The sequence below is a fragment of the Synechococcus sp. CC9311 genome (genome assembly GCF_000014585.1).
Classification (GTDB): Bacteria; Cyanobacteriota; Cyanobacteriia; order PCC-6307; family Cyanobiaceae; genus Synechococcus_C.
Map to the genome: position 1 here is coordinate 1,736,713 of NC_008319.1, position 24,062 is coordinate 1,760,774.

Consider the following 24,062-nt stretch of genomic DNA (forward strand, 5'->3'; position numbering starts at 1 on the left):
AGCGCCCATAATGGGCGCTTTTTGATGTCTATTTATGGACCCAGTCAACACGAAACTCAGTTCTAGAATTGAGAAATTTATCGATTGACATTGCCGCAATACAACCATCTGAGCAGGCAACAACAGCCTGCTTAAAAGGGGTATTACGAATATCGCCAATGGCCCAAACTCCAGGAATAGAAGTCATCATATTCTCATCCACATCAACTCCGCCATCGGCTCGCAGTGGAATCATTCCATGAAGGAAATCGGTGATAGGAAGCGTACCTGTAGAGTATAAAAATGCTCCAGTAACATCTAAGGAAAAAGTTTCCTTATCTCTAGTAGACTGAACTTTTGCAAAATTCAACCCGGAATCAGTTCCATGAATCGACAATAACTTCGTTCGCTCCCATTGTTTTACATTTGGAAGATCTGTGAGTAACTCAACCCGATTCGTAGATCGACTTGGCTTTCCACTTGTAACCCAATGAACTGTTTTGGCAAATTTAGCGAGTACAAGTGCCTCATCAACAGCCTCTTGATTAGAGCCATAAACCAAGACATCTTCATCACGATAAAAAGCGGCATCGCAGGTAGCACAGTAACTAACACCACGACCTAAAAATTCCTTTTCTCCAGGAAGGGTCGAAGTCCTTCCCATCGCGCCCGTCGCCAAAACAATCGTACGAGAACGAAAGACACCTTCCGGTGTATAAACAAGTTTTTGATCACCAGACAAATCTAAGCTGAATACCTGAGCACGCAGATAATTTGTTCCATAAGAAATGGCTTGATCTCGCATCATATCTAGCAGATCAGAACCAGATATCTCATTAGAGACCCCAGGATAATTAGCTATTTTATGAGTAATAGCTAAAGCACCTACCGATTTGTTTTTGTCTAATATATAGGTCTTTAATGATGACCTTGACGTATAAAGAGCACACGAGCAGCCTGCAGGACCACCTCCTATGATCAACACATCGGTATCAATATAATCTGTCATAATGAAATCTTTCTCGAGAGTGAAGAGTGAAATTGATTAGGGAAGGCAGGTGAAAATGAATCTGGAATCATCTCGAGAAAAGAATTAATCAATCTTCCATAAAATTTGGGCTGCGAAAAATGAGAGAAATGATGACCTCCTGGTAAAGAATAGAATCGATCCCCATTCTTTAGATGAGGCTTCCAACGGAGGGCAGAGTTCTGATCAATAACAAAATCATGAGAGCCATTGATGATCGACAAGGGAATGTCAATCGAAGAAAGGTTGGGAAGAAGAGAATGAGAAGCGATGGAACCAGGAATAAAATCAGAATCAAGACATTTTTCGAAGAAGCCAGAAAGAACTAAATTAGTATCATTGGATTTCTTGTCGAACAGAAGTGGAATAATATGAGACAAGATAGAAGATCTTGCACAGGGCAATTTCCGCCTCATTTCCAAATAATGACTCGTCCATTGATTAGTAGAAATTGGGTCGACAGAAATTAAAGTGAGTGACCGGAATAATTTTGGGAATTGTCGCGCAAACAAAGAAGCGACAGTACCACTAAGACCATGTGCTACAACATGAGGTGGATGATCTAATTGATCAACTGTTTCTCTAAGAAAATCAAAAATTGTGGATAATGAACATATCTCATCAAGATCATGCTGAAAAGACCAACGGCGTACATGCCTTGACTGACTTAAAATGCAAGCAAGCTTCTTATTAAAGCAAAAAACAGAAGGCTGCAAATCAATCCAAAGAATCGATGACATGCTTAAATTATGCTTTTATCATGCTGCTTCACCATTAGCGATGACACGAACGAAGAAGCACAGTACAGAGATCAATATGTTACGAATGAACCAGACGAATGATCACCATTCATCCCAGGTATGACCTGAATAATTCCTTGCTTTACCTTTAATTCTAATGTGGAAATTAATCGATACTCAGCACTATCAGCAGTAGTTTTCAAAAAAGAAAGAGCATTCAATGCAGAGAGAGGTATCACCATTGAGGTAACTGCATCCAAGTAGATTGCGACAATAGACGAGACTTTCATGAGGCAAGAAAGAAGTGGGAATGAACAATAAGCTACTTATGCTGCTAAGAACTGAATTAATTAGCAGCTAACAACTTGAGGAAGCAATCACCAAAGTTCCTCTTCACAATCGGTCTTAACGACCAGGTCAGAGGTGGCATATGCTACACATAAGAGTGCATATTTATCTTTAATTTGTGCCTCATCCAGAAAGCTTTGATCACTTTGATCCAAAGTTCCCTGAATAAGTCGACCTACGCATGAACTACATGCACCAGCGCGACAGGAGTACGACATATCAATACCGGCTTGCTCTGCTGCATCCAAAATATACTCATCATCAGGACAGTGAAATGACACCTCTCCTTGGGGTGTGATCAGCTGAACATTAAAAGATGTCATCACAAGAAAAGTCCAGCGATTATTTTATTGCATTCATCCATCAATTCGAAACATCGATTGATCGGCAATGTATCATTGAGCACTTTTAGCTCAACAATGGCAACAACCAGCAAGACACTTCATCATAAATCTCTACCTAAAAATATATACCTGAGATGACTGGTCTGATAGAGCAAAGAATATCATCTTATCAATGAATTGCAAATACACTTGATAATCTTAATTGGTGAATTTAATCAACATGAAAGAAGAAAGATTTTCTCGTTTTCTCGGTTCAGCAAACGGATGGAGATCCAAGCGCTTAAGGCTTGCAATCGCCTTACGACAGCAAGGATGGTCGTATCAGGAAATTGGAGAGCATCTAAGTACAACTCCACGCTCAATAGGAAGGGACATCAAATGTTTCGTTATTAAATCAAAAGAGAAGCTAGCCATGCAGACACAAGCGACATCATGATGCAAAGAAGAAGACTTTCAATTTAAGGAAAGCCCCTCCCATCAATATGAAATCTAATCAGGCAATAGCTTTATGAAAAGCTTTGCCATTCATTAGAGATGGAATCAACTGTCTTTATTCTTGACTTTTTTATTTCTGTCAGAATAGAGCTTGCTCCATTGAGAATGATTTTCTGATGTTTTTCGATTGATCCAATCTTCAAGAATCTGAGTTGACTCATCACATCTGGATAAGAACTCTGAATCATCGTGATCTTGCATTGGAATGGCCTCAGCGACTGAGAAATCATCAGCGAATCAGCGATGAACATATATGCGAATGTTTCGCTAATACTGCAACCTTTGATGCAAACAGTGCTAAAGGATGTGAGATTAAGAAATCAGTATCATATGGTTAATTGATTAAGATAAGGTGTTTGGCTTATAAAAGGTAATCAGAGCAGTGCTCCTCGCTGACATCCCATCAAGCGCTCAGACCATGATTCTGCATAAGCACGATTGGCTTGTTGCTGATCAATATCAGTCGTATCAAGTGGATATGGCATCGTGCCGGAGATTGCACCATTGGTGACACAAAACATCGATTTTTGAAAACTAATGCAGATCTGAACATGAACATCATGCATTCCCCTGCCATGCGACTTGTACCAGTTACTGAGCTCCTCAGGAAGATTTCGGTACATATCTTGCATGCACAGACTTGGTGGAATACCCGCTCCCATACTGGGAATTGGATCTGCGTACAAGGCTCCATACTTGAAATCACTGATGTCAGCTGAAATTTGTCGAGCCTGAGCGTTATATGACACGGTGCCAAGGAAGGGCATTCCCCTAAAAAAGACAGCCTCCACGTATGGCACAGCCACATCAACCAGAAATGTCAGTCCGGCCTCTGGAGGTAGAACCCATACGTCTTCATTCCCAACCGTGACTTTATAAGTCATCGGATCACCAGCGGCAGCAACTAAACCATCTCTGATGTGATGAACAGCATCAATAACAGAAACAATTTCACCGTTGCGATATCGACGAGAAAGATCAAGGAAGAGGTCACTCATCACCCGCCAAAACAGACCAAGAGCATAAATAGTGGCCATCGATCGGATTGCTTCAGGAGCAAAACCTGGATAAAGCCGATGCACCAATGCCAACAAGGGATCACGGCGACTACGCAACGCAATGATTTTCTGACAGGTTTCCAGGAAAGGCTCTGAATCGAAATAAGCATCCATTCCACCAGTGCCGTGCCAAAACATTGCCTTTTGGCAGTATTCGGCATACTCAAAGTTGATGCGATCGCCACGCAGGTGCTGCCATAAGCGTTCAACACTGAAACCTTCGTGAAAGAATCGCATCACTGGAAATGGATTCAGCAGCTGGTTTTCACCCTGATTCACCAGGTTGCGGCTGTAAGCATCAAGAACGATCCCGTAGCTATCGAGAACATTGACAATCTGCAGTAGATGATCAGGTGTATCAGCTAATAAAGGCTGGTCAGAGAGTAAACGACGAATCAGCTCTTCACGATCAGGGAGGATTGGAATTGTTGGGACATCAGTGATCTTCGTAGCAGTCATGAAAGTCCTCCTGTGATGGGTAAAAGCGCTAAATCGCTGAGGCCGGTTGTTGCTGCCTGACTCATCCCGACCAAAAGATCCGGAGCCAGACCCAGGAGCAGCACAATGAATGACAGCGCTATCGCCGGAAGCTGCTCATGGAGCGGAACGATGGATAGAACGGTTGGGTTAGGCACTCTGCCTGGAGCAATGGCCAAACGTCCAAAGAACGCTCGGTTCACAAGCAACAAGAAATACACAGCGGTCAAACCTGATCCCACCATGCAGAGCAAGGTGGCGATTGGAAAGGGCTGAAGGCTTCCCCTGAAGACAAGAAATTCAGAGATAAATCCTGCCATACCTGGGATTCCTGCACTGGCCATCACACCCACGATCATCAGGGATCCTGTGAGGGGTAAGCCGCGCTGAGGGTTAAGAAGTCCCCGAAGAACATTCAGATCTCTTGTTCCCGTTCGTTCATAGACAACACCCACAGCGAGAAAAAGTATCGCTGAAATCAAACCATGGCTCACCATTTGGAACAGCGCACCGATCAAACCCAATGGCGTTGCAGCGGCGGCAGCGAGCAAGACATATCCCATATGTCCAACAGAGCTATAAGCCACCATCCGCTTCATATCGGATTGAGCAATGGCAGCTAGGGAGCCATACAGCACAGAAATCGCTGCCCAAAGAGCCAGCCAGGGGGCCGCTACCTCCCAAGCCTCAGGGAAGAGACCAAGACAAAATCGCAGTAATCCGTAGGTGCCAAGCTTGAGGAGAACCCCTGCTAAGAGAACCGACACCGGAGTTGAGGCTTCGGTGTGAGCATCAGGAAGCCAGGTATGAAAGGGAAAAAGAGGGATCTTGATCCCAAAGCCAATCAAAAGCGACCCCATCAGCAACAGCTGAGAGGTGAGCCCCATCTCTCCTGCAAGAATTGGGCTGATGCCAAAATCAACGCTCCCTGTCACAAGAGCGATCCCAAGAAATGCTGCCAGGATCAAAACTCCAGACACGGCCGTAACAATCAGGAATTTGGTAGAGGCATAAGCTCTATTAGCACCCCCCCAGATCGCAATCAGCAGCCAAAGTGGAATAAGTTCAAGCTCATAAAACAGGAAAAAGAGCAAAAGGTTTTGAGCCAAAAAGGCTCCATTTACAGCGCCGCTAATGATTAACAAAAGCGCAAAATAAATCCTTGGACGATTCTCGATCTTTCTTGATGCCACTGCTGACACGAGACAGAGCACTGCATTCATCAAAACCAGCGGAAGGGATATTCCATCGACCGCCAAGGAATAATCAAGCCCAACACTGGGAAGCCAGGGCAAGTGTTCCTGAAGCTGCAAGCCCGAGTTGCTTGGATCAAACCAGAAAAGCACCGCAAAACTGGCAATGCACTGAACCGAAAGAATGACCAGGGTGAGGCGTCTCAGTTGAGCTGGGGTCGATCCCTCAGGCCAAAGGGACAACAGGAGAGCTCCCAAGAAGGGGATGATCAGTAACAGAGTGAGAATCATCATTAATTCAGTTCAGCCACCAGCTCAGGGATGACAAAAGCAACACAATTGCCGCGATTACAGTTAAAAGATAGCTTTGACTTCGGCCACTGATACTCAACTTCAGACCTTCAGCACTCTGAAGAGAGAATCGAGCAAGACCATGTAGTAATCCATCAACAACGTTTCGATCAAAGCTATAAGCAAGCTTCGAGAATAAAGACACTACATTAACGATGGTCAAACGATAAAATCTTTCGGTATAGAAGTCATTTTCAAGAAGGTCCTGGAACCAACGCAGCACCGGATTGAGAGATCGAGACCAGGCTTTGTTGAGGGGGATAAAAGCTCCTACCAACAAACCGATCAACCCACTCCCCACGACGACACCAGCCGCCCAAAGAGGGAAAGCAAGCAAACCATCAAGAGACTCAAGACGAATCAAAAGGAGCGGAGTTAAAACAACGATGACGGCAAGAGACACCATCGGGAAGGCCATCTGCCAGTTCACCTCTGCCGCTCGACGCGTCTTTGTCAAAGAGCGGCCAAGGAAGACTTGGCGGTAAACCCTGGTGAGATTGAGAGCTGTTAGAGCATTGGTGAGAAGGAAAACTGGTACGAAAATCACTGAGCGAGCTCCCACCAGCTCAACTGCCTGAGCTAGGCAAAGAAATCCTCCAAGAGGAAGAAGTCCCACAAGCCCAGCACTCCCCAGCAAATAAGAACCTGTTGTGGCAGGCATTCTCCCGCCAAGACCACCAAGCTCAGTGATGTCCTGACAATTGGTGGAAGCGATCACGCCACCCACACTCATCGAAAGCAGTGCCTTCGAAACAGCGTGGGCGAACAGGAGCAGCAGAGCGAGTACGGGCACCTGCAAGGAAATAGCAATAAAGACAAGTCCTAGATAGGCAGTCGTGGAATAGGAGAGCGTGCGTTTGATATCCACCTGAGCGATCGAGACCAGAGACCCCCCAATCGCACTGATCGTTCCAATCACCTGGAGAACAACGAGCGTTACTGGCGCGTTCTGCAGCAGAGGCATCACCTTGAGCAAAACAATGGCACCGCAGGTCACAACCACAGAGTTGCGAAGAATTGAGGCTGGGTTAGGACCTTCCATGGCTTCATCAAGCCAGAGATGCATCGGAAACTGGGCACACTTACCAGTAGGACCAGCAATCAGGCCTAGTCCGAGCAACGTTGCGGCCAGTGGGCTAATTGTTTCTGCAGCAGACCAGGCATAGAGATCGTCAAAACTGGTCACACCTGACCACGTTGCTAAGGCAACCATGCCCATCAAAAGCATCACATCGCCAACGCGCTTGGTGAGGAATGCATCCCTTGCCGCAGTCACGACAAGAGGCTGGGAGTACCAAAAGCCCACTAGGAGGTAAGTCGAAAGCGTGAGCATTTCCAACAGGAAATAGCTCTGGAACAAGGAGTCACTCAAAACAACCCCCGACATAGCTCCTTCGAAGAAACCAAGCAATGCAAAGAACCTGGCTAACGCCCACTCCTTATCGAGGTAACCGAGCGAATACAACTGAGAGAAAAAACTCAAACCCGTGATCAGCTCAAGAGCAGACACATTGGTGAGAGAGAGACTGAAGCTGATCTCCAGATTGAGATCAGCCACACTCAGCCAAGGGAACGTCAGAAGAGTGGGTCCACCGGCCATTACATCGCGCAAAACAAGGCTTCCATGCACGAAAGCCAGCAGTGTGAGCAGGATGTTGAGATAGGCCGCAGGGCGATGGGAATCCCTCCGGAATACCCCCAAAGCCCAAGGCAGTGAGATCAACATCCCGGAAAACCCGTAGAGCGGGATCAACCAGGCGGTTTGCAGAGGCAGCGTTGCAGCTGAGGTCAAAGGAAACGGGGCTTTTGCGCCGTTGAAAGGAATGTTGGGGCGGGAATCTAAACGGAGTTGGAGAGACCTGACGTATTGATCACATCCGGCGCGTCACATTTGTACAGGAGAGAGCTGGCTCCACTTCATCGTGGGGACGAGCAATGATATGAGCAGCAACAAGGCCATCTCCAACCCGCTCACAGGCATCGGCTCCAGCGCGCACGGCAGCGTTCACCGCTCCGGTCTCTCCACGGACCATCACCGTGACGTATCCCCCACCAACGTATTCACGACTGATGAGCTGCACTTCAGCAGCTTTTGTCATTGCATCAGCGGCCTCAATTGCCGGAACCATGCCTCTGGTCTCAATCATGCCAAGAGCAATACCGAAGGCACGCCTAGGAGAAGAACTCGCAGAAGCCTGAAGGGAGGAGCCTTTTCCACTGCCACCACTCGTAGGTGTGCCTCTCGAGGAGCTGCGAGCAGATGATCTCGCAGCGGGAGCAGACGCACTGGCAACAGGCTTCACATCCACAGTTGCCTTTGCTGCTGCTGAGGTGGAGGAAGCAGCTTTGCTAGCTGGTGTTGAAGCAGCGGAATCTGCGCTGGAACGACGACGGGGTGAAGGAGTGGCCATTGGATGGATTGAGATGAGGTGGAACGGAGAGCAGAACGAGACTTAGTTATCCATCTGGCATCCAGTGGTCGATGATTCCTCCGATGGTGAGGTCTGTGAGAACAGTGTTATCTGGACAGGCATGGCGTGCAGCAGAACCACTAGCCGTAAAAACCCAGTTGCCTTCTCGCGCTCCAACAGGGTCAACAGCAACGAGTTTTTTACCCTTGTTGTTTTTAAGAATTCGCAGGTGCATATGGTCCAAACCTCCGACGCGGAAAGTACAGACCAAAGTTCCCATTACCTGCATGATTTCCATTATCTCTTCGCCTCTTTCGATGCAGATGATGGCTTCGGTGGATCGGGATCCCAATGGTCAATGATCCCAACAATGGTGAGATCACTGGGATACGACTTACTTCCTGCAGCTTCTCTAGCTGCAGAACTGCTGACACAAATCACCCAATCACCTGGCTTGGCGCCAACAGCATCGACGGCCACCTTTTGAGTGCTGCCGTCTAGAACAACCTGAAGGTGTTTGTGTTCGAAATCAGGAATGCGATTTGTAGAAACCAGTGGCTTGACGACCTTGACGATAAGCATGATCAGTGAGCCTCCTGAACTACAGGATCGAGTGTGGACCCTACAACTTCTGCTGGAGATGTTTGAGTTCGATCTCGAATCGTTAAACAGGTATGAAGTAGGCCGTCACGAACGAGATCGGAGTATCGATTGGAGATGGCCGAGTTAACTCTCTGACAATCTGAAATAGCTCGTTCACGCGCACCAGGCACAGAGCTTGAATAATCAAAACGGATCACAATGGGAATAGGTAAGTCATGTGAAACGTTTAAGCCTTTAAAGATTTTCACACCAACATCCAAATCTGGTGCGCCTTCTTCAACAGTATCTAAGTGAGCAAAATATGTAAGATTTCGCAAATGGACTTCCTTGAAACCGATCCCTACACCTATAAAACGTTCTGCATGACCCGCATCGGGATAAGGACCACCGTGAAGATCGGATACGTAATCAATCTGAGAAATATTGTTAGCAATTAAGCGCGTAATCAAGGACACCATTCCCGAATCCATCGTTCCAGGTGCACCAGATTCAACAGCTTCAGCAATCTGAATCAATGCCTGATCAGGAGACATTGTTGACGTTGCCTTATAAAGATCTTGAGCTGACACCCATCGGTCTAACTGAGTGGAACTGTCGCTTGCGGGTGGATGAACCCTGATCGCATCAGTATCGGTATCGAGTCCAATCAACAACAAATCAACGGAAGCGCCACAACAAAAACTGTTCTCAACAGCTTGTCTGAAATCAAGAAGACGCTGATATCCGGCTGAGGCCGCCAATTTGTCATCACTTCCGTGGGCAGCGCAGCCCTGATGGCTGGGATCCAAGGAACTGAAATGATAGGTCACAACCTTGAGATAACGGGTGTCTTGAATAGCAGCGTTAGGGATGGACTCTCGATAACGCCGGTGTTCTGTTTTGACCCATCGGTTGACTGTATTTTCGACGTCAAATAATGCTCCCGCATGGGAACGACGACGCACGGAGCTGAACGGAATTCGTAAGGCGTAAGCAATGGAATGAGCCAGCCGACCATCAGCACAAGGCGTCACATCGAGGAGATGGAAGCCACAATCGAGAAGAAAGCCTTCAAAAGTCTGTGCCGCTTCACTTCCTGAAGAGGCAGCAAGAGGATCGCTCTGAAAAAAGCAATCACTAAAGACACGATGCGACTCAAAAACGCACCACGCGTAGAGCGCTCTCATATCTAATGGGCGAACCCAGGCTCGCTCAAGGATGTGCTTGGGCAAGTCAAATCCAAGTTCACGCTGGGCTAATAGCTGAGCTTGATCAATAAAGTCAGCATGATGTTGAAGCGCTGAGATCTTTTGAAGGACAGGAACAATCCTTTCGAAGCGACCTTTAACTTCCAGTTCGTAGGACCGTAAATGGTCATTAGCAACCGAGTCCGTTAAAGGATGCAGGCGATTAAAGGATTGACGATTTGATGTTGAGAGGTTGGCTGTTGAACGGTTAGATCTTGAGAGCTTCGAACTACTTGACAGTGCACTTGACGACTTTTGATCGCGACGGACCCAGCCGGGCTGTTGGGGCACTGGACGCCTGCTGTCTTGGCTTGTCCTGACGCGACCGGCACCAAGCGTGCCTTGAGCCAAAACGGCTGCCTTGCCCGATGTCGTGAGTGCACGCCTCCTTTCAAGAGAGGCCGCACGGGCAGAAAGCGGATTCACATCAGCTTGCTTGGACTCAGAGGCAGGCGAAGATTCGGCTCTCTCTTGTTGCAACTGACGTCGCGTAGGAGCGGAGGGAGACAGAGATCGCCCGCCGCGGGAAGGCACAGAGCGGACCATTAGTCGATCAGCCCCTTGCTCCGCCAGAGACGGTAATCAGTGAACCCTTTGAGGTGTTACCACTGGAACCTGTCACCCGGCTTTCAGGCCATTCGGACTGCTCATTGCGCTTTCGTTCAAATGGGGGCATGGCTCCCATTGCACCAGAGCGGCTTGGATTACGACGGCGAGCCGAAACTCCTTCGGTACCCGTCACATGATCACCCCGATCCCAGTCATCACCTGTGACTTTGGTGGACGATCCTTCTCCGGTGACCCGGGAAGCAGGTTCTTGAGCAGCTACATCAACCTCAGGGGTGGTGGGTTGAAATTGACGTTGGCCCTGAAGTTGACTGTGACGCTCTTGAAATTCACGATTATCAAACCTGAATTGCTCCGTGCCGGTGATTTTGCCACCGGCCAAATCAAAAGGGCCAGTAATACGGCTGCTGTCTTCGTAAGCGGTGCCGGTAACGCCTTTGCTGGTCTCACGTTGTTGCTGCGCGGCACGCGCAGGTGAAACCACACTGAATCGAGTCCAACTCGACCCTTCTGGTGAGTGGCCATGCGTATCTGTTCCGAGGGGAGCCTCTGCACCACAAGCTGCTGAAAGCTGATCGGCACCGATGTAAGGAGTACCCGTTACAGCTTCACAAGCTCCACGTTCGCCACCGGTCATCACTCCTCCGATACCTGGTTGAAGTCCAGTCATTGGAGCGGCAGGCGTGCCGGGGCGGACCGGCGTCCGTTCGCGAATGGCTTGAACAGCGGAGTTACCGCAATATTGACCAGCTTGCTCAAGGCCTGCGTAAGGGGTCCCCGTTACAGCCTTACAACTTCCCGGTTCGTCACCAGTGACTTTTTCAGAACGACCGGTGCGCGTGCCGCTCACCACTTGGTTGCGATTGGTGATACTGAATCCAACTTTGGCGGCTTCAGGATCTGGCTTGGCTCCACAAAATGAGTTGACCTGTTCTGAACTGATGTATTGATCCCCAGTCACGCGATGACAGGATCCGAACTCATCACCCGTAACGCTTGAAGAACGGCCTACCATCGTGCCTGTAACACCTGTTCCTGAAAGGGTTTCAGAAAGACCAACCTTGGCAGCAGGACGTCCTTCGGAAAGCGGATCAGATCCTAAATATTGATCACCGGTCAACGAGCGGTTCGCACCAGCTTCATCACCAGTCACGCTCGAGGATCGCCCCACCATCACCCCACTTACAGGCCGCCCTTGCTGAGTCAGGCTGTGGCCAACTTTGCGAGGTGAGGGGGTCGTTCCACCGCAATAGGCGGCGCTTTGATTGGCCGAAATATATTCTGTACCCGTCACGCTTTTGCAGGTGCCGGGCTCATCCCCAGTCACTTTCTCAGAGCGACCAACTTCGTTGCCTGTGACTCGATTGCCATGGGAAGTGGCAGACACACGAACCTTGGCAGGTGTGGTTGGAGTTGGAGCGCTCTGACAGAAGGTCTGAAAGACCTCTGCACCTAGATACTCAGTACCAGTGATGGAACGACAAGTGCTGGCTTCGTTGCCTGTCGTCTTGACGGAGCGATTGGCTTGAGTGCCAGTCACAGTTTGGCCGCCGGTGGTTTCTGACTCACCCACCTTCCAGTGCGCATCGGCGGCAGCGGCTTGCTTGGATCCGTTTCGATTCGGGCCTGTGGGACGGGTTACTCCAGGGCTTTGCTTGCTGCGAGCTCCTGATTTCGCGCGAAGCTCACGTACTTGCTGAGCCAGCTCGCGACTGGTGAGGTCAGGATTTGCCTGACGGGCCACTGCAGCAGCGCTTGTGGGTTGTTTGCCTGCTGTTTTCCCGTGCTTAGACATCGCTTCACGACGGGCTAAGACAAGTGATCTACTTGGATTTTCGATGGCACGACGCTTTGGAGCTTGGCTGCGTCGGGAGGAGTTTTTGGTCGAAAGATCCATAGATACAGCCTGACGACTCAAACGCGTTGGGGGTTCAGCTGCAGCATTGCCTCCACAACCACAGTCCTTTTTGCTGACTGCAGGGGCTGTAGTGGATGTCGTTGTCGCTGTTTTACGAGCGACTTCAGCTCTATTTCTATCTTTCGTAGTGTCTGCTGATTTTCCACGACGTGAAAGGGCTTCTCTACGAGCCAGAACGAGTTCACGACTTGGTTGGCTAACGGGTTTCACCCGAGAGCGATGGGCACCTGATGAAGAGGTGAGTGATTGATTTCTTGGTCGCTCAGTCGCGACAGGGGTCGCAGCATGTATGGGAGCTGCTGCAATTGGATCTGCGTTGGTGCGCGTTTTGCGAGCATCGTCGGCCGACCGAACGCGATTCGCACCTGCTGAAACAGCAACGGATGCCTTTTTGCCAGCAGTAGTGAGGGCCTTACGGCGCTCGAGTGCTAGTTCGCGACTAGAAAGTCTTGCCATGTCCGCCCGAGAATGTCGTCGTGAATTGAAGGGAACGAGTCCCTACAGAAAAAGTTGAGCCCTGATCAACTCAGGGCTCGAAATCGTGAAGACGAAGGATCAGCGTCCTTCGAAAACCACGAAACAGGCACCTTGGCCTTGGGTGTATGCGTCGTAGCCGACCATGCGCACGTGATGGTCGGGGTATGCGCGATGGCAGGCCTCGAGTTCACTCACGACAACGTTGAGATCCTTCTCACCGAAAAACGGGAGCTTCCAATAGGACCAATAAGAGGCCATGGAATTGGAAGGATGGACGTGCTCAATGAGCGGGCTCCAACCTTGGGCAATGATGTAAGCGATCTGGTCATAGATCTCGTCCTGGGTCATCGGCGGAAGAAAGCCGAATGTCTCCAGGGTGGCGACTGTTTGGTAGTCACCCACGGTGCTCTGAAAAGGCATGGGGATCACGCTTTAAAAAAATGTTTTGGCTGGACCAAAGTCCTCGAGCCGGATTTATATCGAAGTTCGGGAGAGGGGTGAAAAAATTCACCCCTGTCACCGATCACTGAACGTCGAGTTTGTCGACGGTGTCGAATTCGAACTTGATCTCCTTCCAGGTCTCGAGAGCGATCGCCAGCTCAGGGCTGTGCTTACCGGCTTCCATAAGGATGTCGCGGCTTTCCTTCTCGATTTCACGACCGGCGTTGCGTGCCTTGACGCAGGCCTCGAGGGCCACACGGTTGGCAGCAGCACCAGCTGCGGAACCCCAGGGGTGACCGTGGGTACCACCACCGAACTGGAGAACGGAGTCATCTCCGAAGATGGCAACCAGTGCGGGCATATGCCACACGTGGATACCGCCGGAAGCAACGGCGAAGACGCCAGGCATGGAACCCCAGTCCTGATCGAAGAAGTTGCCGCGGCTGCGATCTTCAGGAACGAAGGATTCGCGGAGTTGGTCGATATAGCCGAGGGTGGTCTGACGATCACCTTCCAGCTTGCCCACCACGGTGCCGGTGTGGAGTTGGTCACCACCTGACAAACGCAGGCACTTGGCGAGGACGCGGAAGTGAATACCGTGCTTGGGATGACGGTCAATCACAGCGTGCATCGCACGGTGAATGTGCAGCAACATGCCGTTCTTGCGGCACCACTTCGACAAACCAGTGTTAGCTGTAAAGCCACCGGTGATGAAGTCGTGCATGATGATCGGCTGATTGAGTTCCTTGGCGAACTCAGCACGCTCATACATCTCTTCAGGAGTGTTCGCGGTCACGTTGAGGTAGTGACCCTTTCGCTCTCCCGTTTCCTGTTCGGCCAGCTTGATGGCTTCTGCAACAAATTCGAAGCGGTTCTGCCAACGCTGGAACGGCTGGGAATTGATGTTCTCGTCGTCTTTGGTGAAGTCCAGACCGCCACGGAGGCATTCATAGACAACACGGCCGTAGTTCTTACCGCTTAAGCCAAGCTTTGGCTTAATGGTGCAACCCAGAAGAGGGCGGCCGTACTTATTCATACGGTCACGCTCAACGGCAATACCGTTTGGCGGTCCAGCGCAGCACTTGATAAATGCAATCGGGAAGCGAATGTCTTCCAGACGGAGATGACGCAGTGCTTTGAAACCAAACACGTTGCCGACCAATGAGGTCAGAACGTTAGTGATTGAACCCTCTTCGAACAGGTCGAGGGGGTAAGCGATGAAGGCATAGAACGACTCCTTGTCACCAGGGACGTCTTCGATGCGATAGCAGCGGCCTTTGTAGAAGTCGAGGTCGGTGAGGAGCTCGGACCACACAGTGGACCAGGTACCAGTTGAAGATTCAGCGGCAACAGCAGCTGCAACTTCTTCTTTGGGAACACCTTCTTGGCCGGTGCACTTGAAGCAGGCCAGCAGGTCGGTGTCGAGGGGAACGTAATCGGGAGTCCAGTAAGTGTCTCTGTACTCCTTGACCCCAGCGTCGTACTTCTTGCTCATGGATTAATTCCGTTAATTCGGTAAGGGAAAAGAGAGGCGCAACCCCGTCAGGGGGTTAACAGCTGATCTCAGTCCTTTTGTCCGAGGAAATTGCCGTTGCCGAGTGCTGGCTCAACTTCGCGATGAGGGCGAGCAATGATGTGCGCCGCGACGAGGCCGTCGCCGACACGTTCGCAAGCATCTGCACCTGCACGCACTGCAGCGTTCACAGCACCTGTTTCGCCACGGACCAAAACTGTGACGTAGCCACCGCCGACGAATTCACGACCAATCAGGCGCACTTCAGCAGCCTTGGTCATTGCATCAGCTGCTTCGATCGCTGGGACCAGGCCGCGTGTCTCGATCATGCCGAGAGCGATACCCATGGTTTCGTTAGCCATTGCCTACCGAGTAAGGGGGGTGGAATGTTCGCCGATGACATTGGTCTGCCGGAGGCCAACTCGTCAAGCCGTTTGGGCCTTTTTCAAGATCATTGTCCATACTGAACCTCATAAGCACTACTGATCACCCTTGCCTGTACTGATCTAAAGCCCTGTGCGGGTTCGAGTGAGCACACCAACACAAGCAGTAGTCAAGGGTCCACAAACCCCATATCTTTGCCGACGAAGCCAAGTTTTTTCGCGAAAGCGGAGTGGAATGTTCAACCCCAGCTGAGCTTCATTTTCGAATTTGACCGATATTTCTACCCTTAACCCACACAATGGGATTCAACCGATCCTCTTCAGTGCTCACTCTGACGATTGCCAGTGGCAATCCACGCAAAGTTGCTGAAATCGAGGCAATGCTCGGGCCTCTTCCACTCAAAGTGGTACGTCAACCTCCAGAACTGGAGGTTGAGGAAACAGGTGTGTCCTATCTAGAGAACGCTCTCCTAAAGGCTTCTGCTGCAGCCGAGCTCACAGGCACTTGGTCTCTTGCTGATGATTCCGGGCTAGAGGTAGATGCTCTTAACAGCGCTCCCGGTCTATACACAGCCCGCCTGGCGCCCACAGACAGCGAGAAAATCTCCAAACTGCTGCGATCGATGGCTGAACAGCCCTATCGCAGTGCCCTCTTTCGTAGCGCGATGGTGCTTTGCTCCCCAGATGGAACGACGATTGAGAGCTCAGAAGGCATTTGCTGGGGTGAACTCCTCAAATCTCCTGCCTACCCAGGTGGTGGATTGGAATCACTCTTCTGGCTACGCGAAACGCGATGCAGCTATGGAGAATTGACAACAGCCCAACTAAGCCGACTTGGAAGTCGCGGGAAAGCGGCTAGGGACATGGCTCCGCGCTTACGTCAGCAATTAGGTATTCGTTGACCAACACTTTCGTATTGATCGTGGATCAGCCGGCCAAACCCATCACCTTGATGAACAATTGCGATTGATCGTTTCAATCGCACGCATTGCCGCAGCCGCAGCCTCTTCAACATCACCTTCTCTCCCGGCAAGAGTGAGTCGTCCAAACGCGCCAACCGCCTTGACGTCCACCAATGTGATGTTCGAGGACTTTTCAGCCTCATTCGCAGCAATCAGAACGTAGCCAGCAGGCTCTGTTTCAAGAATGAACATGCTCATTCCGGCTTCGATCATCGATCCCCTGCGGTTCAGACGATTGATAAGGACGGCATGGTCAGGCGTAATAGCCCGAATCACTTCCGTCCAACTGACATCAGCAGGAGTTCGTCGGTCAACGGAACTGCCAATCGCCTCTAGGACCACATCACCGGAATGGATCACAGTGCTTTGGTCTCGGTGATAAAGCGCCATTGATCCAAAGGCGCGCTCGACAACCATCTGGCCAAGACGGACATTGCTGGCCTTGAGAGCAATGTCCGTGACTCGATGCACCGCCATCCCTGGTGAAACTTCCATCCAAAGACAGGCATCACCTGGGATCGGCAAAAAGCCCTGACTCACGGTGCCCATGTAGGCAGCGAGTTGCGGTTGAAGAGAGTCAAGAAAGACATAAGTGCGCAGTTCAATGGACTGCACATGGCTGTTTTGCCTCAACAGCCGTGGGGATTCGCTGTCGGTCGTGACAACACAGCTCGCTCCACTAGCCGAGGTGTGAACCTCAGTTCCGGTGACGAGAGCGCTTCCGCCTACTCGCCGCTCCCGGGCATCGAAGCTGGCGAAGCGATTCATTGCGGGGATGTTACCGGAAGGTTGCTCACAAAATTCGTCTCGCGACTTGCATCAGCCAATGGAACCGATACTGTCCGCGCAAATCGGGAGTGCAGCATGGCAGCCAATCAAACCCATAGCCCAGAAACAACCTCCTTGAGTTCTGAGCTCAGCGCCGAACAAGCGCTTGGGATGATCGGAATGGGCTTAATGCAAAAGCTCAATCAGGAGGGCCCCGGTCGTTGGATTTGGAGCGATGCTGAAGATGGTGGTGCTGCCAATCTTGTTGAGTTGCGCCAAAGACTCGAACTGACAGACCTAGCAATTAAGACAGGAGCCCCATTAAGTACGGCAGAAGTCACCCAATTACTTGGAATCCGCCCTAGTTCCGAACAAGTTGAAAGAGGAGGCCTAAGGGCGAGCCGTTTGAGCAGAAATGTGTGGCGTCTGACCCAGATCAGCTCGGATTCATCTCAATCAACAGGTGGATTCGGCGACGATCGTTTCCGTCGTCGCCTTTGAACAGCGCCGTTGATTGCAATTATTCGGAATCAGCCTTGCCGGAGGCGTCGTCCTTCGACTTACCAGAAGAGGCTTGATTGTCTGAGTCCATCAGCTCTTCAACTTCGATGCAATCCGTAGTTTCGGACAGTTGCTCATGAGCGGCAATTACAGGAGCTGCTTGTGCTTTGAGTTGTTGGGCTGCTTCCTCGAGGGTCATCGTTTTGTTCTGTCTGATCTGACCTACAAATTTTTCGTAGATCGCAACCTGGTCGCGATATTCATTCAATTTTGAGGCTTGGAGTTCAACCTCAGCTTTATCGAGAGTGGCGAGAGCTTTTTTAAGCGACTCACCAGCGGACTCAGCATCAGCCACCGTTGACGCAGGGGTTAACGCATCGATTTTGTCCAAGGCTTTTTCCACCTCAGCAGTCGCATTACAGACCAGTCCAGAGTCTGAGACCACCTTCACCTGGTCTGTGACTGCCTTTTTTTCCACTGACTGACAGGCGGCCAACGCCAAACCCAGAACCAAAACAGCAGGGAAAACTCGCGAAGACAACATCAGCACACTGGCGTCATTTGCGTTGAAATTTAGTCATTTCCAGCGAATCTGGCCCAACTGGAAATCAAAACCGATCCCGAAGAATTTTGTTAGGTCTGAGCACTACGTGATTCTGGCGTCATCGTGACTGATAGGTACCTGGCTTAAAAGCGATGAGCGTGAATCTGCTCAAGGAAACAGGACCACGGGAGGTGTTCTGTGGTCTGACATCAATCGTCTGGCTGCACCGCAGGATGCCTGATGCATTTTTCTTGGTGGTGGGATCACGCACTTGCGCCCATTTGATTCAAAGCGCTGCTGGCGTGATGATTTTTGCTGAGCCTCGTTTTGGAACAGCGATTCTGAGCGAACGCGACCTAGCTGGCCTCGCCGATGCTCAGGATGAACTGGATCGGGTCGCTCGTGAGCTTCTGGAACGAAGGCCCGAGATCCGCACCTTGTTTTTGGTGGGGTCATGCCCAAGCGAGGTGATCAAGCTGGATTTAGCGCGGGCCGCAGAACGACTCAACGATGAATTGAGAGGCCGTGTGCAGGTCGTGAATTATTCGGGGAGCGGAATTGAAACCACGTTTACCCAAGGAGAAGATGGAGCACTTTCAGCCCTAGTTCCTTTACTGCCCTCGACAGATCAACGCCAACTGTTGATGGTCGGAACGCTCGCAGATGCCGTTGAAGATCGCCTCACCCACCTCTTTGGTCGGATTGGCATCGACTCGGTTTGCAGCTTGCCCCCACGTAAATCCACTGAATTGCCAGCGGTTGGACCAGGGACAACGGTCTTATTGACGCAGCCGTACCTCACGACAACAGCACGCTTGCTTCGCGATCGGGGTGCTCGCGTCCTGACAGCTCCCTTCCCCTTAGGTGCGGAAGGAAGCCGCAGCTGGATGGAAGCCGCAGCAAAAGATTTTCAAATCAACGCCGACCAGGTCGCCTCCGTACTGGATCCACTGGTAGCTCGCGCCCAAAGCGCTCTAGCTCCACACCGAGAAATCCTGAACGGGAAACGAATTTTTCTCCTGCCGGAGTCTCAACTCGAACTTCCGCTCGCTCGCTTCTTACAAAGAGAATGCGGCATGGAACTGGTGGAAGTAGGCACGCCCTACTTGAATCGCGAGCAAATGGCAGAAGAGCTAGCGCTTCTGCCTGAGGGCACCTCTGTCATGGAGGGACAGCATGTGGAGAACCAGCTAGATCGCGTTCGTGCCACTCAACCCGATCTAGTGGTCTGCGGCATGGGACTTGCCAATCCGCTCGAAGCGGAAGGCATCGCCACCAAGTGGTCAATTGAATTGGTCTTTAGTCCCATTCATGGCATCGATCAGGCCGGAGAGCTGGCCGAGTTGTTCTCCCGCCCGCTCAGACGACGCGAACTCATCCGCCAAGCGCTGAACCCGCCCAGTAGCGCCCTTATCGACTCTGACCCCGTTCACGCCTAAAGCCATCAAGCCATGCAACTCACCCTCTGGACATACGAAGGACCACCTCACGTCGGTGCCATGCGCATTGCGGCATCAATGAAAGGTGTCCACTACGTACTGCACGCGCCTCAGGGCGACACCTATGCCGATCTCTTATTCACGATGATCGAGCGTCGAGATCAACGACCTCCCGTCACCTACACCACCTTTCAAGCTAGAGATCTCGGGGGTGACACCGCGGAGCTAGTGAAGCGCCATGTCAGAGAAGCCGTTGATCGCTTCCAACCCGACGCCCTTCTGGTTGGCGAAAGTTGCACCGCGGAATTGATTCAAGACCAACCTGGTGCCTTAGCCGCCGGCATGGGCTTGACCATGCCAATCGTGAATTTAGAGCTGCCTGCCTACAGCAAAAAAGAGAATTGGGGTGCAGCAGAAACCTTTTATCAACTGGTTAGGACTCTGCTGAAAGATCAGGCTCCTGCTGAGCTCAACCATGACCCCAAGGCCTGGCAGCACGAGGGACGTCGTCCCCGCGTGAATCTACTTGGACCTTCTTTGCTCGGCTTTCGCTGTCGAGACGATGTCCTCGAAATTCAACGGCTACTCAACATGCATGGCATCGACGTGGGAGTAGTCGCTCCGTTGGGAGCCACGGTGGCAGATGTGCATCGACTCCCTGAAGCCGATCTGAATGTGTGCCTCTACCCAGAGATCGCCGAATCCAGCTGCGCTTGGCTCGAGCGCAGTTTTGGCATCCCGTTCACCACCACCGTGCCGATTGGAATTGGTGCAACCCATGATTTCCTCGTTGAAGTTCACAATCTGCTGGGGATGACACCCCCTTCCCCTCAAGAGGGGATTCGTCAGTCAAGGCTGCCCTGGTATTCCGAATCGGTGGACTCCACCTACCTCACAGGAAAAAGGGTGTTCATCTTTGGAGATGGAACCCATGCCTTGGCAGCAGCACGCATCTGCAAAGAGGAACTGGGCTTTGAAGTGGTTGGCTTAGGCACCTACAGCAGAGAAATGGCTCGACCCGTGCGAGCAGCAGCGAAAGCGATGGGGATTGAGGCCCTCATCAGTGACGATTACCTCGCGGTGGAGGCAGCAATGGCCGCAGCCGCACCTGAACTGGTGCTCGGCACACAAATGGAGCGACACAGTGCCAAACGACTAGGGCTCCCCTGTGCAGTGATCAGCACACCGATGCATGTCCAAGACGTGCCTGCACGCAACAGTCCTCAAATGGGCTGGGAAGGAGCGAACGTGATCTTCGACAGCTGGGTGCACCCGCTGATGATGGGCTTAGAGGAACACCTGATCGGCATGTTCCGTCACGATTTTGAGTTCGTGGATGGCCACCAAAGCCATCTCGGACATTCTGGAGGTTCTGGAGCGATTGCAGACACTGAGGTAGCGGTGAGCACCCTCACGGACGAGCTGGTCTGGACTGCTGAAGGAGAAGCGGAGCTGAAAAAGATCCCTTTCTTCGTTCGGGGGAAAGTACGCCGAAACACAGAAGCCTTCGCAAAATCCACTGGGCGCAACCAAATCGACAGCGAAACGCTCTACGACGCGAAAGCCCACTTCAGCGCCTAAGAACCCAACCCAATTGTTCAGACCCAAATTTATTACCTGGAACAACGCATAATCGGCTGAGTCTTTGTACTCAATGATCCAGCTATTTTCATGCCAATTCGCTCAATTCTCGTCAGTATTTCAACACCATGAATCCTGATGTTTCGATCATGAATTGAAAGCTGACTGTTCAGGCTTGCTGAAGTTAAATGAAAACAACACCCACGAAGCAGGTCTCTGCATGACCACAACTCTCACCCGTCCGGCGGATGGTGACGGCAGTGTTCAGGTCCATCAGGACCCAGGGACAAAAATAGAGGAAGGAGCTCTTGTTATTGCCGTCTATGGCAAAGGTGGCATCGGCAAATCGACCACCTCCTCCAATCTGTCTGCCGCTTTTTCAAAACTTGGTAAACGGGTTCTCCAGATTGGTTGTGATCCCAAGCACGACAGCACATTCACCCTCACCCACAAAATGGTGCCTACGGTGATTGACATCCTTGAAGAGGTGGACTTTCACAGCGAAGAGCTCCGACCCGAGGACTTCATGTTTACGGGATACAACGGCGTGAAGTGTGTCGAGAGCGGGGGACCACCCGCCGGTACCGGTTGCGGCGGCTATGTCACCGGCCAAACCGTGAAGCTACTTAAGGAACACCATCTTCTCGAAGACACAGATGTGGTGATCTTTGACGTGCTGGGCGACGTTGTTTGCGGTGGCTTCGCTGCACCGCTTCAGCACGCAAATTATTGCCTCATCGTGACCGCTAACGATTTTGATTCCATCTTCGCGATGAACAGAATCGTGCAGGCGATCCAAGCCAAAGCGAAAAATTACAAGGTACGCCTTGGAGGAGTGGTAGCCAATCGCTCCGCAGAGACAGATCAAATCGATAAATTCAATGAACGTACGGGGCTACGCACGATGGCTCACTTCAAAGATGTCGATGCAATTCGACGCTCAAGACTGAAGAAATGTACGATTTTTGAGATGGATGATAAGGATGACGGCGTTAAAGCTGTTCAAGACGAATACATTCGATTAGCCAGCAATATGCTCAACAATGTTGAACCATTGGAAGCCGTGTCACTGAAAGACAGGGAGATCTTTGACCTTCTGGGTTTCGACTGATCAAAGACCAACGAGTTTCATTGAAAGCTCCCAAACCCGACGGGCGACATCTGGATTTGTCGCCTTATCGGAAAGCTCTTGACTGAATTGCTGACCATCTTTCTTTTGACGGTTCCCCCAACTCCAGTGCACACCTGATTGGTTGAACGCGGGGTTCGCCACTACCATTGCGACCCGTTCACCAGCGAGAGACTGAGAGACATAACCGCCAGTAATCTTTTTCTGAAACCAAGGGAAAATCACTTGAAAGGCCTTTGGGGTATTTCGAAACAAAGGCGTGTCAGCGACGCAACCTGGATACAAAGACGTACAGCTAATCCCTGTGTCCGCGTAGATCCTTCGATGCAGTTCCTGGGTGGTGATCATGTTGCACAACTTGCTGTCTTTGTAAGCCTTGCCTGGCTTAAACAACTGTCCACTGGCCATCGAGACCGGATCTTGAAAACCAGCTTCGAAACCTGAAAGGTCGCCAAGATCAGCCGGAGCTGGAATAGGGATTTTCCCTCCAAGTTCCTTGGAGTTGGCCGTGACGGTACCAAGAATCACGATTCGTTTTGAGGGATGGCTGGACGCCTTCAACCGATCAAGAAGCAGCTGAATCAGCAAGAAATGGCCCAAATGGTTGGTGGCCATCGATAATTCATAGCCTTGGGGCGAACGCTTGGGCTGTTTCAACTTGGGCTCATAGACCGCCGCATTGCATACCAGCGCATCAATCCCGATTGAGAGGTTTTCAACCGCATGACGGACACTCTCTAAATCCCCTAAATCCATAAGGATGTGATGCAGGCGACCGCGGGGAATGTCCAGCTGATCAGCAGCTCCAGCCGCTCTCTGAGGGTTGCGATTGGCCGTAATCACGGTCCAACCCTGTCGAACCAAAGCTTGGGTGGCATTTAAGCCCACACCAGAAGTTGTTCCTGTAATGAGAACGGTGCCTGGAGTTCCCATCGTGAGAGGCCTATCTCATCCCAGTTTGACCCTTCAGGTGTCATGGGAGGCAACTCTCAAAGAACCAGGGGTTCAGCGCCAGATAATGCGAAGACGGTTTGGAGCAATCCACTGATCCTGTTCATCCATCAGGCGGTCTCTTCCACCGAGAGTGAACAAACGGTCAAATCGTTGCTGTAGGCCACGGAGCTTGTTGGTCTCCACATCCACAACAGCAGCAAGCTCTCCATGGCGGTCTAAGCGCTCCTGGTAAGCAATAGAAAGCCTGACAAGGCTGACGCCACCAAGGCTAATCAGGCCGATTTTCACAGCCAGTGCGAGGCCACTGCAGAGCATGTCTCTACGATCACCCTGATTTTGAATCAGGGCAGCACGTGTTACTGCATCGACCGGGGCCTTAGCGGAGCGATCAGATGACCTCGATCGTTGTCGTGTTGGCGATGAAGCTGCCTTAGCCATATCCGCTTTTAACGCAGCGGACAAAGACTGCAAGAGTCCATCGCGCAACCAATACGTCTGTTTATGCCCGATACAAGCTCACACACAAGCGCACAGCCAACACACCGGCATGGGCAGCCACCACTAAGGCGATCAAAACTTCAGCTTGAGTAATAGAAGTGACCATGACGGATTGATAACGCTCCACCATTCTTT

24 protein-coding genes are annotated in these 24,062 nt (G+C 51.0%); 5 read left to right on the top strand and 19 right to left on the bottom strand.

The annotated features are described in order from the left end of the window. Nucleotides 1-28 precede the first annotated feature (28 nt). The 14 genes from SYNC_RS08985 to SYNC_RS09050 all read right to left on the bottom strand — a co-directional run bounded on the left by SYNC_RS08985 (nucleotide 29) and on the right by SYNC_RS09050 (nucleotide 15,530). Nucleotides 29-988 (bottom strand): NAD(P)/FAD-dependent oxidoreductase, encoded by a 960-nt coding sequence (locus tag SYNC_RS08985; protein ID WP_011619867.1) that lies wholly within the window; start codon nucleotides 986-988, stop codon nucleotides 29-31. After that, nucleotides 985-1,746 carry an alpha/beta fold hydrolase gene (locus tag SYNC_RS14375; RefSeq protein ID WP_011619868.1) on the bottom strand — a complete coding sequence of 254 codons (762 nt, stop codon included), beginning with the start codon at nucleotides 1,744-1,746 and terminating at the stop codon, nucleotides 985-987. Before SYNC_RS14375 ends, SYNC_RS08985 begins: the two co-directional genes overlap by 4 nt. 377 nt (nucleotides 1,747-2,123) lie before the next feature. Continuing rightward, a complete protein-coding gene (locus SYNC_RS08990) occupies nucleotides 2,124-2,417 on the bottom strand; it encodes a 2Fe-2S iron-sulfur cluster-binding protein (RefSeq protein ID WP_011619869.1) in 294 nt (97 codons plus the stop codon). A gap of 890 nt (nucleotides 2,418-3,307) precedes the next feature. Then, nucleotides 3,308-4,450, bottom strand: a complete 1,143-nt coding sequence (locus tag SYNC_RS09000) for a CO2 hydration protein (protein WP_011619873.1) — start codon at nucleotides 4,448-4,450, stop codon at nucleotides 3,308-3,310. After that, nucleotides 4,447-5,952, bottom strand: a complete 1,506-nt coding sequence (locus SYNC_RS09005) for an NADH-quinone oxidoreductase subunit M (protein ID WP_011619874.1) — start codon at nucleotides 5,950-5,952, stop codon at nucleotides 4,447-4,449. The genes SYNC_RS09000 and SYNC_RS09005 overlap by 4 nt, the downstream gene beginning before the upstream one ends. Before the next feature lie 7 nt (nucleotides 5,953-5,959). Continuing rightward, entirely contained in the window at nucleotides 5,960-7,804 is a 1,845-nt protein-coding gene (locus SYNC_RS09010; protein WP_011619875.1) for an NAD(P)H-quinone oxidoreductase subunit F, read from the bottom strand. A 79-nt stretch (nucleotides 7,805-7,883) separates the two neighbouring features. Continuing rightward, entirely contained in the window at nucleotides 7,884-8,423 is a 540-nt protein-coding gene (locus SYNC_RS15230) for a BMC domain-containing protein (RefSeq protein WP_041426636.1), read from the bottom strand. Nucleotides 8,424-8,469: 46 nt separating this feature from the next. After that, nucleotides 8,470-8,721 (bottom strand): carboxysome peptide B, encoded by a 252-nt coding sequence (locus tag SYNC_RS09020; RefSeq protein ID WP_011619878.1) that lies wholly within the window; start codon nucleotides 8,719-8,721, stop codon nucleotides 8,470-8,472. Next, nucleotides 8,721-9,005, bottom strand: a complete 285-nt coding sequence (locus tag SYNC_RS09025) for a carboxysome peptide A (RefSeq protein ID WP_011619879.1) — start codon at nucleotides 9,003-9,005, stop codon at nucleotides 8,721-8,723. The genes SYNC_RS09020 and SYNC_RS09025 overlap by 1 nt, the downstream gene beginning before the upstream one ends. Before the next feature lie 2 nt (nucleotides 9,006-9,007). After that, nucleotides 9,008-10,798 carry a carboxysome shell carbonic anhydrase gene (locus SYNC_RS09030; RefSeq protein WP_011619880.1) on the bottom strand — a complete coding sequence of 597 codons (1,791 nt, stop codon included), beginning with the start codon at nucleotides 10,796-10,798 and terminating at the stop codon, nucleotides 9,008-9,010. Nucleotides 10,799-10,805: 7 nt separating this feature from the next. After that, entirely contained in the window at nucleotides 10,806-13,193 is a 2,388-nt protein-coding gene (locus tag SYNC_RS09035) for a CsoS2 family carboxysome shell protein (protein WP_011619881.1), read from the bottom strand. A gap of 99 nt (nucleotides 13,194-13,292) precedes the next feature. Beyond that, a complete protein-coding gene (locus SYNC_RS09040; protein WP_011619882.1) occupies nucleotides 13,293-13,634 on the bottom strand; it encodes a ribulose bisphosphate carboxylase small subunit in 342 nt (113 codons plus the stop codon). Between the two features lie 103 nt (nucleotides 13,635-13,737). Next, nucleotides 13,738-15,150, bottom strand: coding sequence for a form I ribulose bisphosphate carboxylase large subunit (locus tag SYNC_RS09045; RefSeq protein ID WP_011619883.1), 1,413 nt, complete (start codon nucleotides 15,148-15,150; stop codon nucleotides 13,738-13,740). A 68-nt stretch (nucleotides 15,151-15,218) separates the two neighbouring features. Beyond that, nucleotides 15,219-15,530 carry a BMC domain-containing protein gene (locus SYNC_RS09050; protein ID WP_006169870.1) on the bottom strand — a complete coding sequence of 104 codons (312 nt, stop codon included), beginning with the start codon at nucleotides 15,528-15,530 and terminating at the stop codon, nucleotides 15,219-15,221. A 320-nt stretch (nucleotides 15,531-15,850) separates the two neighbouring features. On the opposite strand from SYNC_RS09050, the gene SYNC_RS09055 reads away from it, so the two are divergent. Beyond that, the gene (locus SYNC_RS09055) at nucleotides 15,851-16,453 is read left to right on the top strand and encodes a non-canonical purine NTP pyrophosphatase (protein WP_011619884.1); all 603 of its coding nucleotides are present in this window, start codon (nucleotides 15,851-15,853) and stop codon (nucleotides 16,451-16,453) included. Between the two features lie 42 nt (nucleotides 16,454-16,495). On the opposite strand, the gene SYNC_RS09060 is transcribed toward SYNC_RS09055, so the two are convergent. Continuing rightward, nucleotides 16,496-17,281 (bottom strand): BMC domain-containing protein, encoded by a 786-nt coding sequence (locus SYNC_RS09060; protein WP_041426637.1) that lies wholly within the window; start codon nucleotides 17,279-17,281, stop codon nucleotides 16,496-16,498. Between the two features lie 96 nt (nucleotides 17,282-17,377). On the opposite strand from SYNC_RS09060, the gene SYNC_RS09065 reads away from it, so the two are divergent. Further along, nucleotides 17,378-17,782, top strand: coding sequence for a hypothetical protein (locus tag SYNC_RS09065; RefSeq protein ID WP_041427054.1), 405 nt, complete (start codon nucleotides 17,378-17,380; stop codon nucleotides 17,780-17,782). A 19-nt stretch (nucleotides 17,783-17,801) separates the two neighbouring features. Here SYNC_RS09065 and SYNC_RS09070 read toward each other — a convergent pair whose 3' ends face one another. Next, nucleotides 17,802-18,326 carry a hypothetical protein gene (locus SYNC_RS09070; RefSeq protein ID WP_041427055.1) on the bottom strand — a complete coding sequence of 175 codons (525 nt, stop codon included), beginning with the start codon at nucleotides 18,324-18,326 and terminating at the stop codon, nucleotides 17,802-17,804. A gap of 152 nt (nucleotides 18,327-18,478) precedes the next feature. Between SYNC_RS09070 and SYNC_RS09075 the strand changes: the two genes are divergently transcribed. The 3 genes from SYNC_RS09075 to bchL all read left to right on the top strand — a co-directional run bounded on the left by SYNC_RS09075 (nucleotide 18,479) and on the right by bchL (nucleotide 22,457). Further along, nucleotides 18,479-19,765: a ferredoxin:protochlorophyllide reductase (ATP-dependent) subunit N gene (locus SYNC_RS09075; RefSeq protein WP_011619888.1), complete on the top strand. Its 1,287-nt coding sequence runs from the start codon at nucleotides 18,479-18,481 to the stop codon at nucleotides 19,763-19,765. Nucleotides 19,766-19,777: 12 nt separating this feature from the next. Next, nucleotides 19,778-21,346, top strand: a complete 1,569-nt coding sequence (locus SYNC_RS09080) for a ferredoxin:protochlorophyllide reductase (ATP-dependent) subunit B (RefSeq protein ID WP_011619889.1) — start codon at nucleotides 19,778-19,780, stop codon at nucleotides 21,344-21,346. A gap of 220 nt (nucleotides 21,347-21,566) precedes the next feature. Next, complete coding sequence (gene bchL / locus SYNC_RS09085; RefSeq protein WP_011619890.1) at nucleotides 21,567-22,457, top strand: ferredoxin:protochlorophyllide reductase (ATP-dependent) iron-sulfur ATP-binding protein; 891 nt, start codon at nucleotides 21,567-21,569, stop codon at nucleotides 22,455-22,457. Here the strand turns inward: bchL and SYNC_RS09090 are convergent, their stop codons facing one another. The 3 genes from SYNC_RS09090 to psaM all read right to left on the bottom strand — a co-directional run bounded on the left by SYNC_RS09090 (nucleotide 22,458) and on the right by psaM (nucleotide 24,033). Beyond that, a complete protein-coding gene (locus SYNC_RS09090; RefSeq protein ID WP_011619891.1) occupies nucleotides 22,458-23,408 on the bottom strand; it encodes a protochlorophyllide reductase in 951 nt (316 codons plus the stop codon). A gap of 72 nt (nucleotides 23,409-23,480) precedes the next feature. Then, nucleotides 23,481-23,867 (bottom strand): hypothetical protein, encoded by a 387-nt coding sequence (locus SYNC_RS09095; RefSeq protein WP_041426638.1) that lies wholly within the window; start codon nucleotides 23,865-23,867, stop codon nucleotides 23,481-23,483. 61 nt (nucleotides 23,868-23,928) lie between these two features. Next, complete coding sequence (gene psaM, locus SYNC_RS09100; protein WP_041427056.1) at nucleotides 23,929-24,033, bottom strand: photosystem I reaction center subunit XII; 105 nt, start codon at nucleotides 24,031-24,033, stop codon at nucleotides 23,929-23,931. Nucleotides 24,034-24,062 lie beyond the last annotated feature (29 nt).

What these genes read in the sequence shown, in the direction of transcription:
- SYNC_RS09090 (WP_011619891.1), bottom strand. Translation starts at nt 23,408, where the DNA reads ATGGGAACTCCAGGCACCGTTCTCATTACAGGAACAACTTCTGGTGTG.
- SYNC_RS09045 (WP_011619883.1), bottom strand. Translation starts at nt 15,150, where the DNA reads ATGAGCAAGAAGTACGACGCTGGGGTCAAGGAGTACAGAGACACTTAC.
- SYNC_RS09050 (WP_006169870.1), bottom strand. Translation starts at nt 15,530, where the DNA reads ATGGCTAACGAAACCATGGGTATCGCTCTCGGCATGATCGAGACACGC.
- SYNC_RS09080 (WP_011619889.1), top strand. Translation starts at nt 19,778, where the DNA reads ATGCAACTCACCCTCTGGACATACGAAGGACCACCTCACGTCGGTGCC.
- SYNC_RS09070 (WP_041427055.1), bottom strand. Translation starts at nt 18,326, where the DNA reads ATGTTGTCTTCGCGAGTTTTCCCTGCTGTTTTGGTTCTGGGTTTGGCG.
- SYNC_RS09055 (WP_011619884.1), top strand. Translation starts at nt 15,851, where the DNA reads ATGGGATTCAACCGATCCTCTTCAGTGCTCACTCTGACGATTGCCAGT.
- SYNC_RS08990 (WP_011619869.1), bottom strand. Translation starts at nt 2,417, where the DNA reads ATGACATCTTTTAATGTTCAGCTGATCACACCCCAAGGAGAGGTGTCA.
- psaM (WP_041427056.1), bottom strand. Translation starts at nt 24,033, where the DNA reads ATGGTCACTTCTATTACTCAAGCTGAAGTTTTGATCGCCTTAGTGGTG.
- SYNC_RS09035 (WP_011619881.1), bottom strand. Translation starts at nt 13,193, where the DNA reads ATGGCAAGACTTTCTAGTCGCGAACTAGCACTCGAGCGCCGTAAGGCC.
- SYNC_RS09020 (WP_011619878.1), bottom strand. Translation starts at nt 8,721, where the DNA reads ATGGAAATCATGCAGGTAATGGGAACTTTGGTCTGTACTTTCCGCGTC.
- SYNC_RS14375 (WP_011619868.1), bottom strand. Translation starts at nt 1,746, where the DNA reads ATGTCATCGATTCTTTGGATTGATTTGCAGCCTTCTGTTTTTTGCTTT.
- SYNC_RS08985 (WP_011619867.1), bottom strand. Translation starts at nt 988, where the DNA reads ATGACAGATTATATTGATACCGATGTGTTGATCATAGGAGGTGGTCCT.
- SYNC_RS09025 (WP_011619879.1), bottom strand. Translation starts at nt 9,005, where the DNA reads ATGCTTATCGTCAAGGTCGTCAAGCCACTGGTTTCTACAAATCGCATT.
- SYNC_RS09030 (WP_011619880.1), bottom strand. Translation starts at nt 10,798, where the DNA reads ATGGTCCGCTCTGTGCCTTCCCGCGGCGGGCGATCTCTGTCTCCCTCC.
- SYNC_RS09075 (WP_011619888.1), top strand. Translation starts at nt 18,479, where the DNA reads ATGAGCGTGAATCTGCTCAAGGAAACAGGACCACGGGAGGTGTTCTGT.
- SYNC_RS09060 (WP_041426637.1), bottom strand. Translation starts at nt 17,281, where the DNA reads ATGAATCGCTTCGCCAGCTTCGATGCCCGGGAGCGGCGAGTAGGCGGA.
- SYNC_RS09095 (WP_041426638.1), bottom strand. Translation starts at nt 23,867, where the DNA reads ATGGCTAAGGCAGCTTCATCGCCAACACGACAACGATCGAGGTCATCT.
- bchL (WP_011619890.1), top strand. Translation starts at nt 21,567, where the DNA reads ATGACCACAACTCTCACCCGTCCGGCGGATGGTGACGGCAGTGTTCAG.
- SYNC_RS09040 (WP_011619882.1), bottom strand. Translation starts at nt 13,634, where the DNA reads ATGCCTTTTCAGAGCACCGTGGGTGACTACCAAACAGTCGCCACCCTG.
- SYNC_RS09005 (WP_011619874.1), bottom strand. Translation starts at nt 5,952, where the DNA reads ATGATTCTCACTCTGTTACTGATCATCCCCTTCTTGGGAGCTCTCCTG.
- SYNC_RS09000 (WP_011619873.1), bottom strand. Translation starts at nt 4,450, where the DNA reads ATGACTGCTACGAAGATCACTGATGTCCCAACAATTCCAATCCTCCCT.
- SYNC_RS09065 (WP_041427054.1), top strand. Translation starts at nt 17,378, where the DNA reads ATGGCAGCCAATCAAACCCATAGCCCAGAAACAACCTCCTTGAGTTCT.
- SYNC_RS15230 (WP_041426636.1), bottom strand. Translation starts at nt 8,423, where the DNA reads ATGGCCACTCCTTCACCCCGTCGTCGTTCCAGCGCAGATTCCGCTGCT.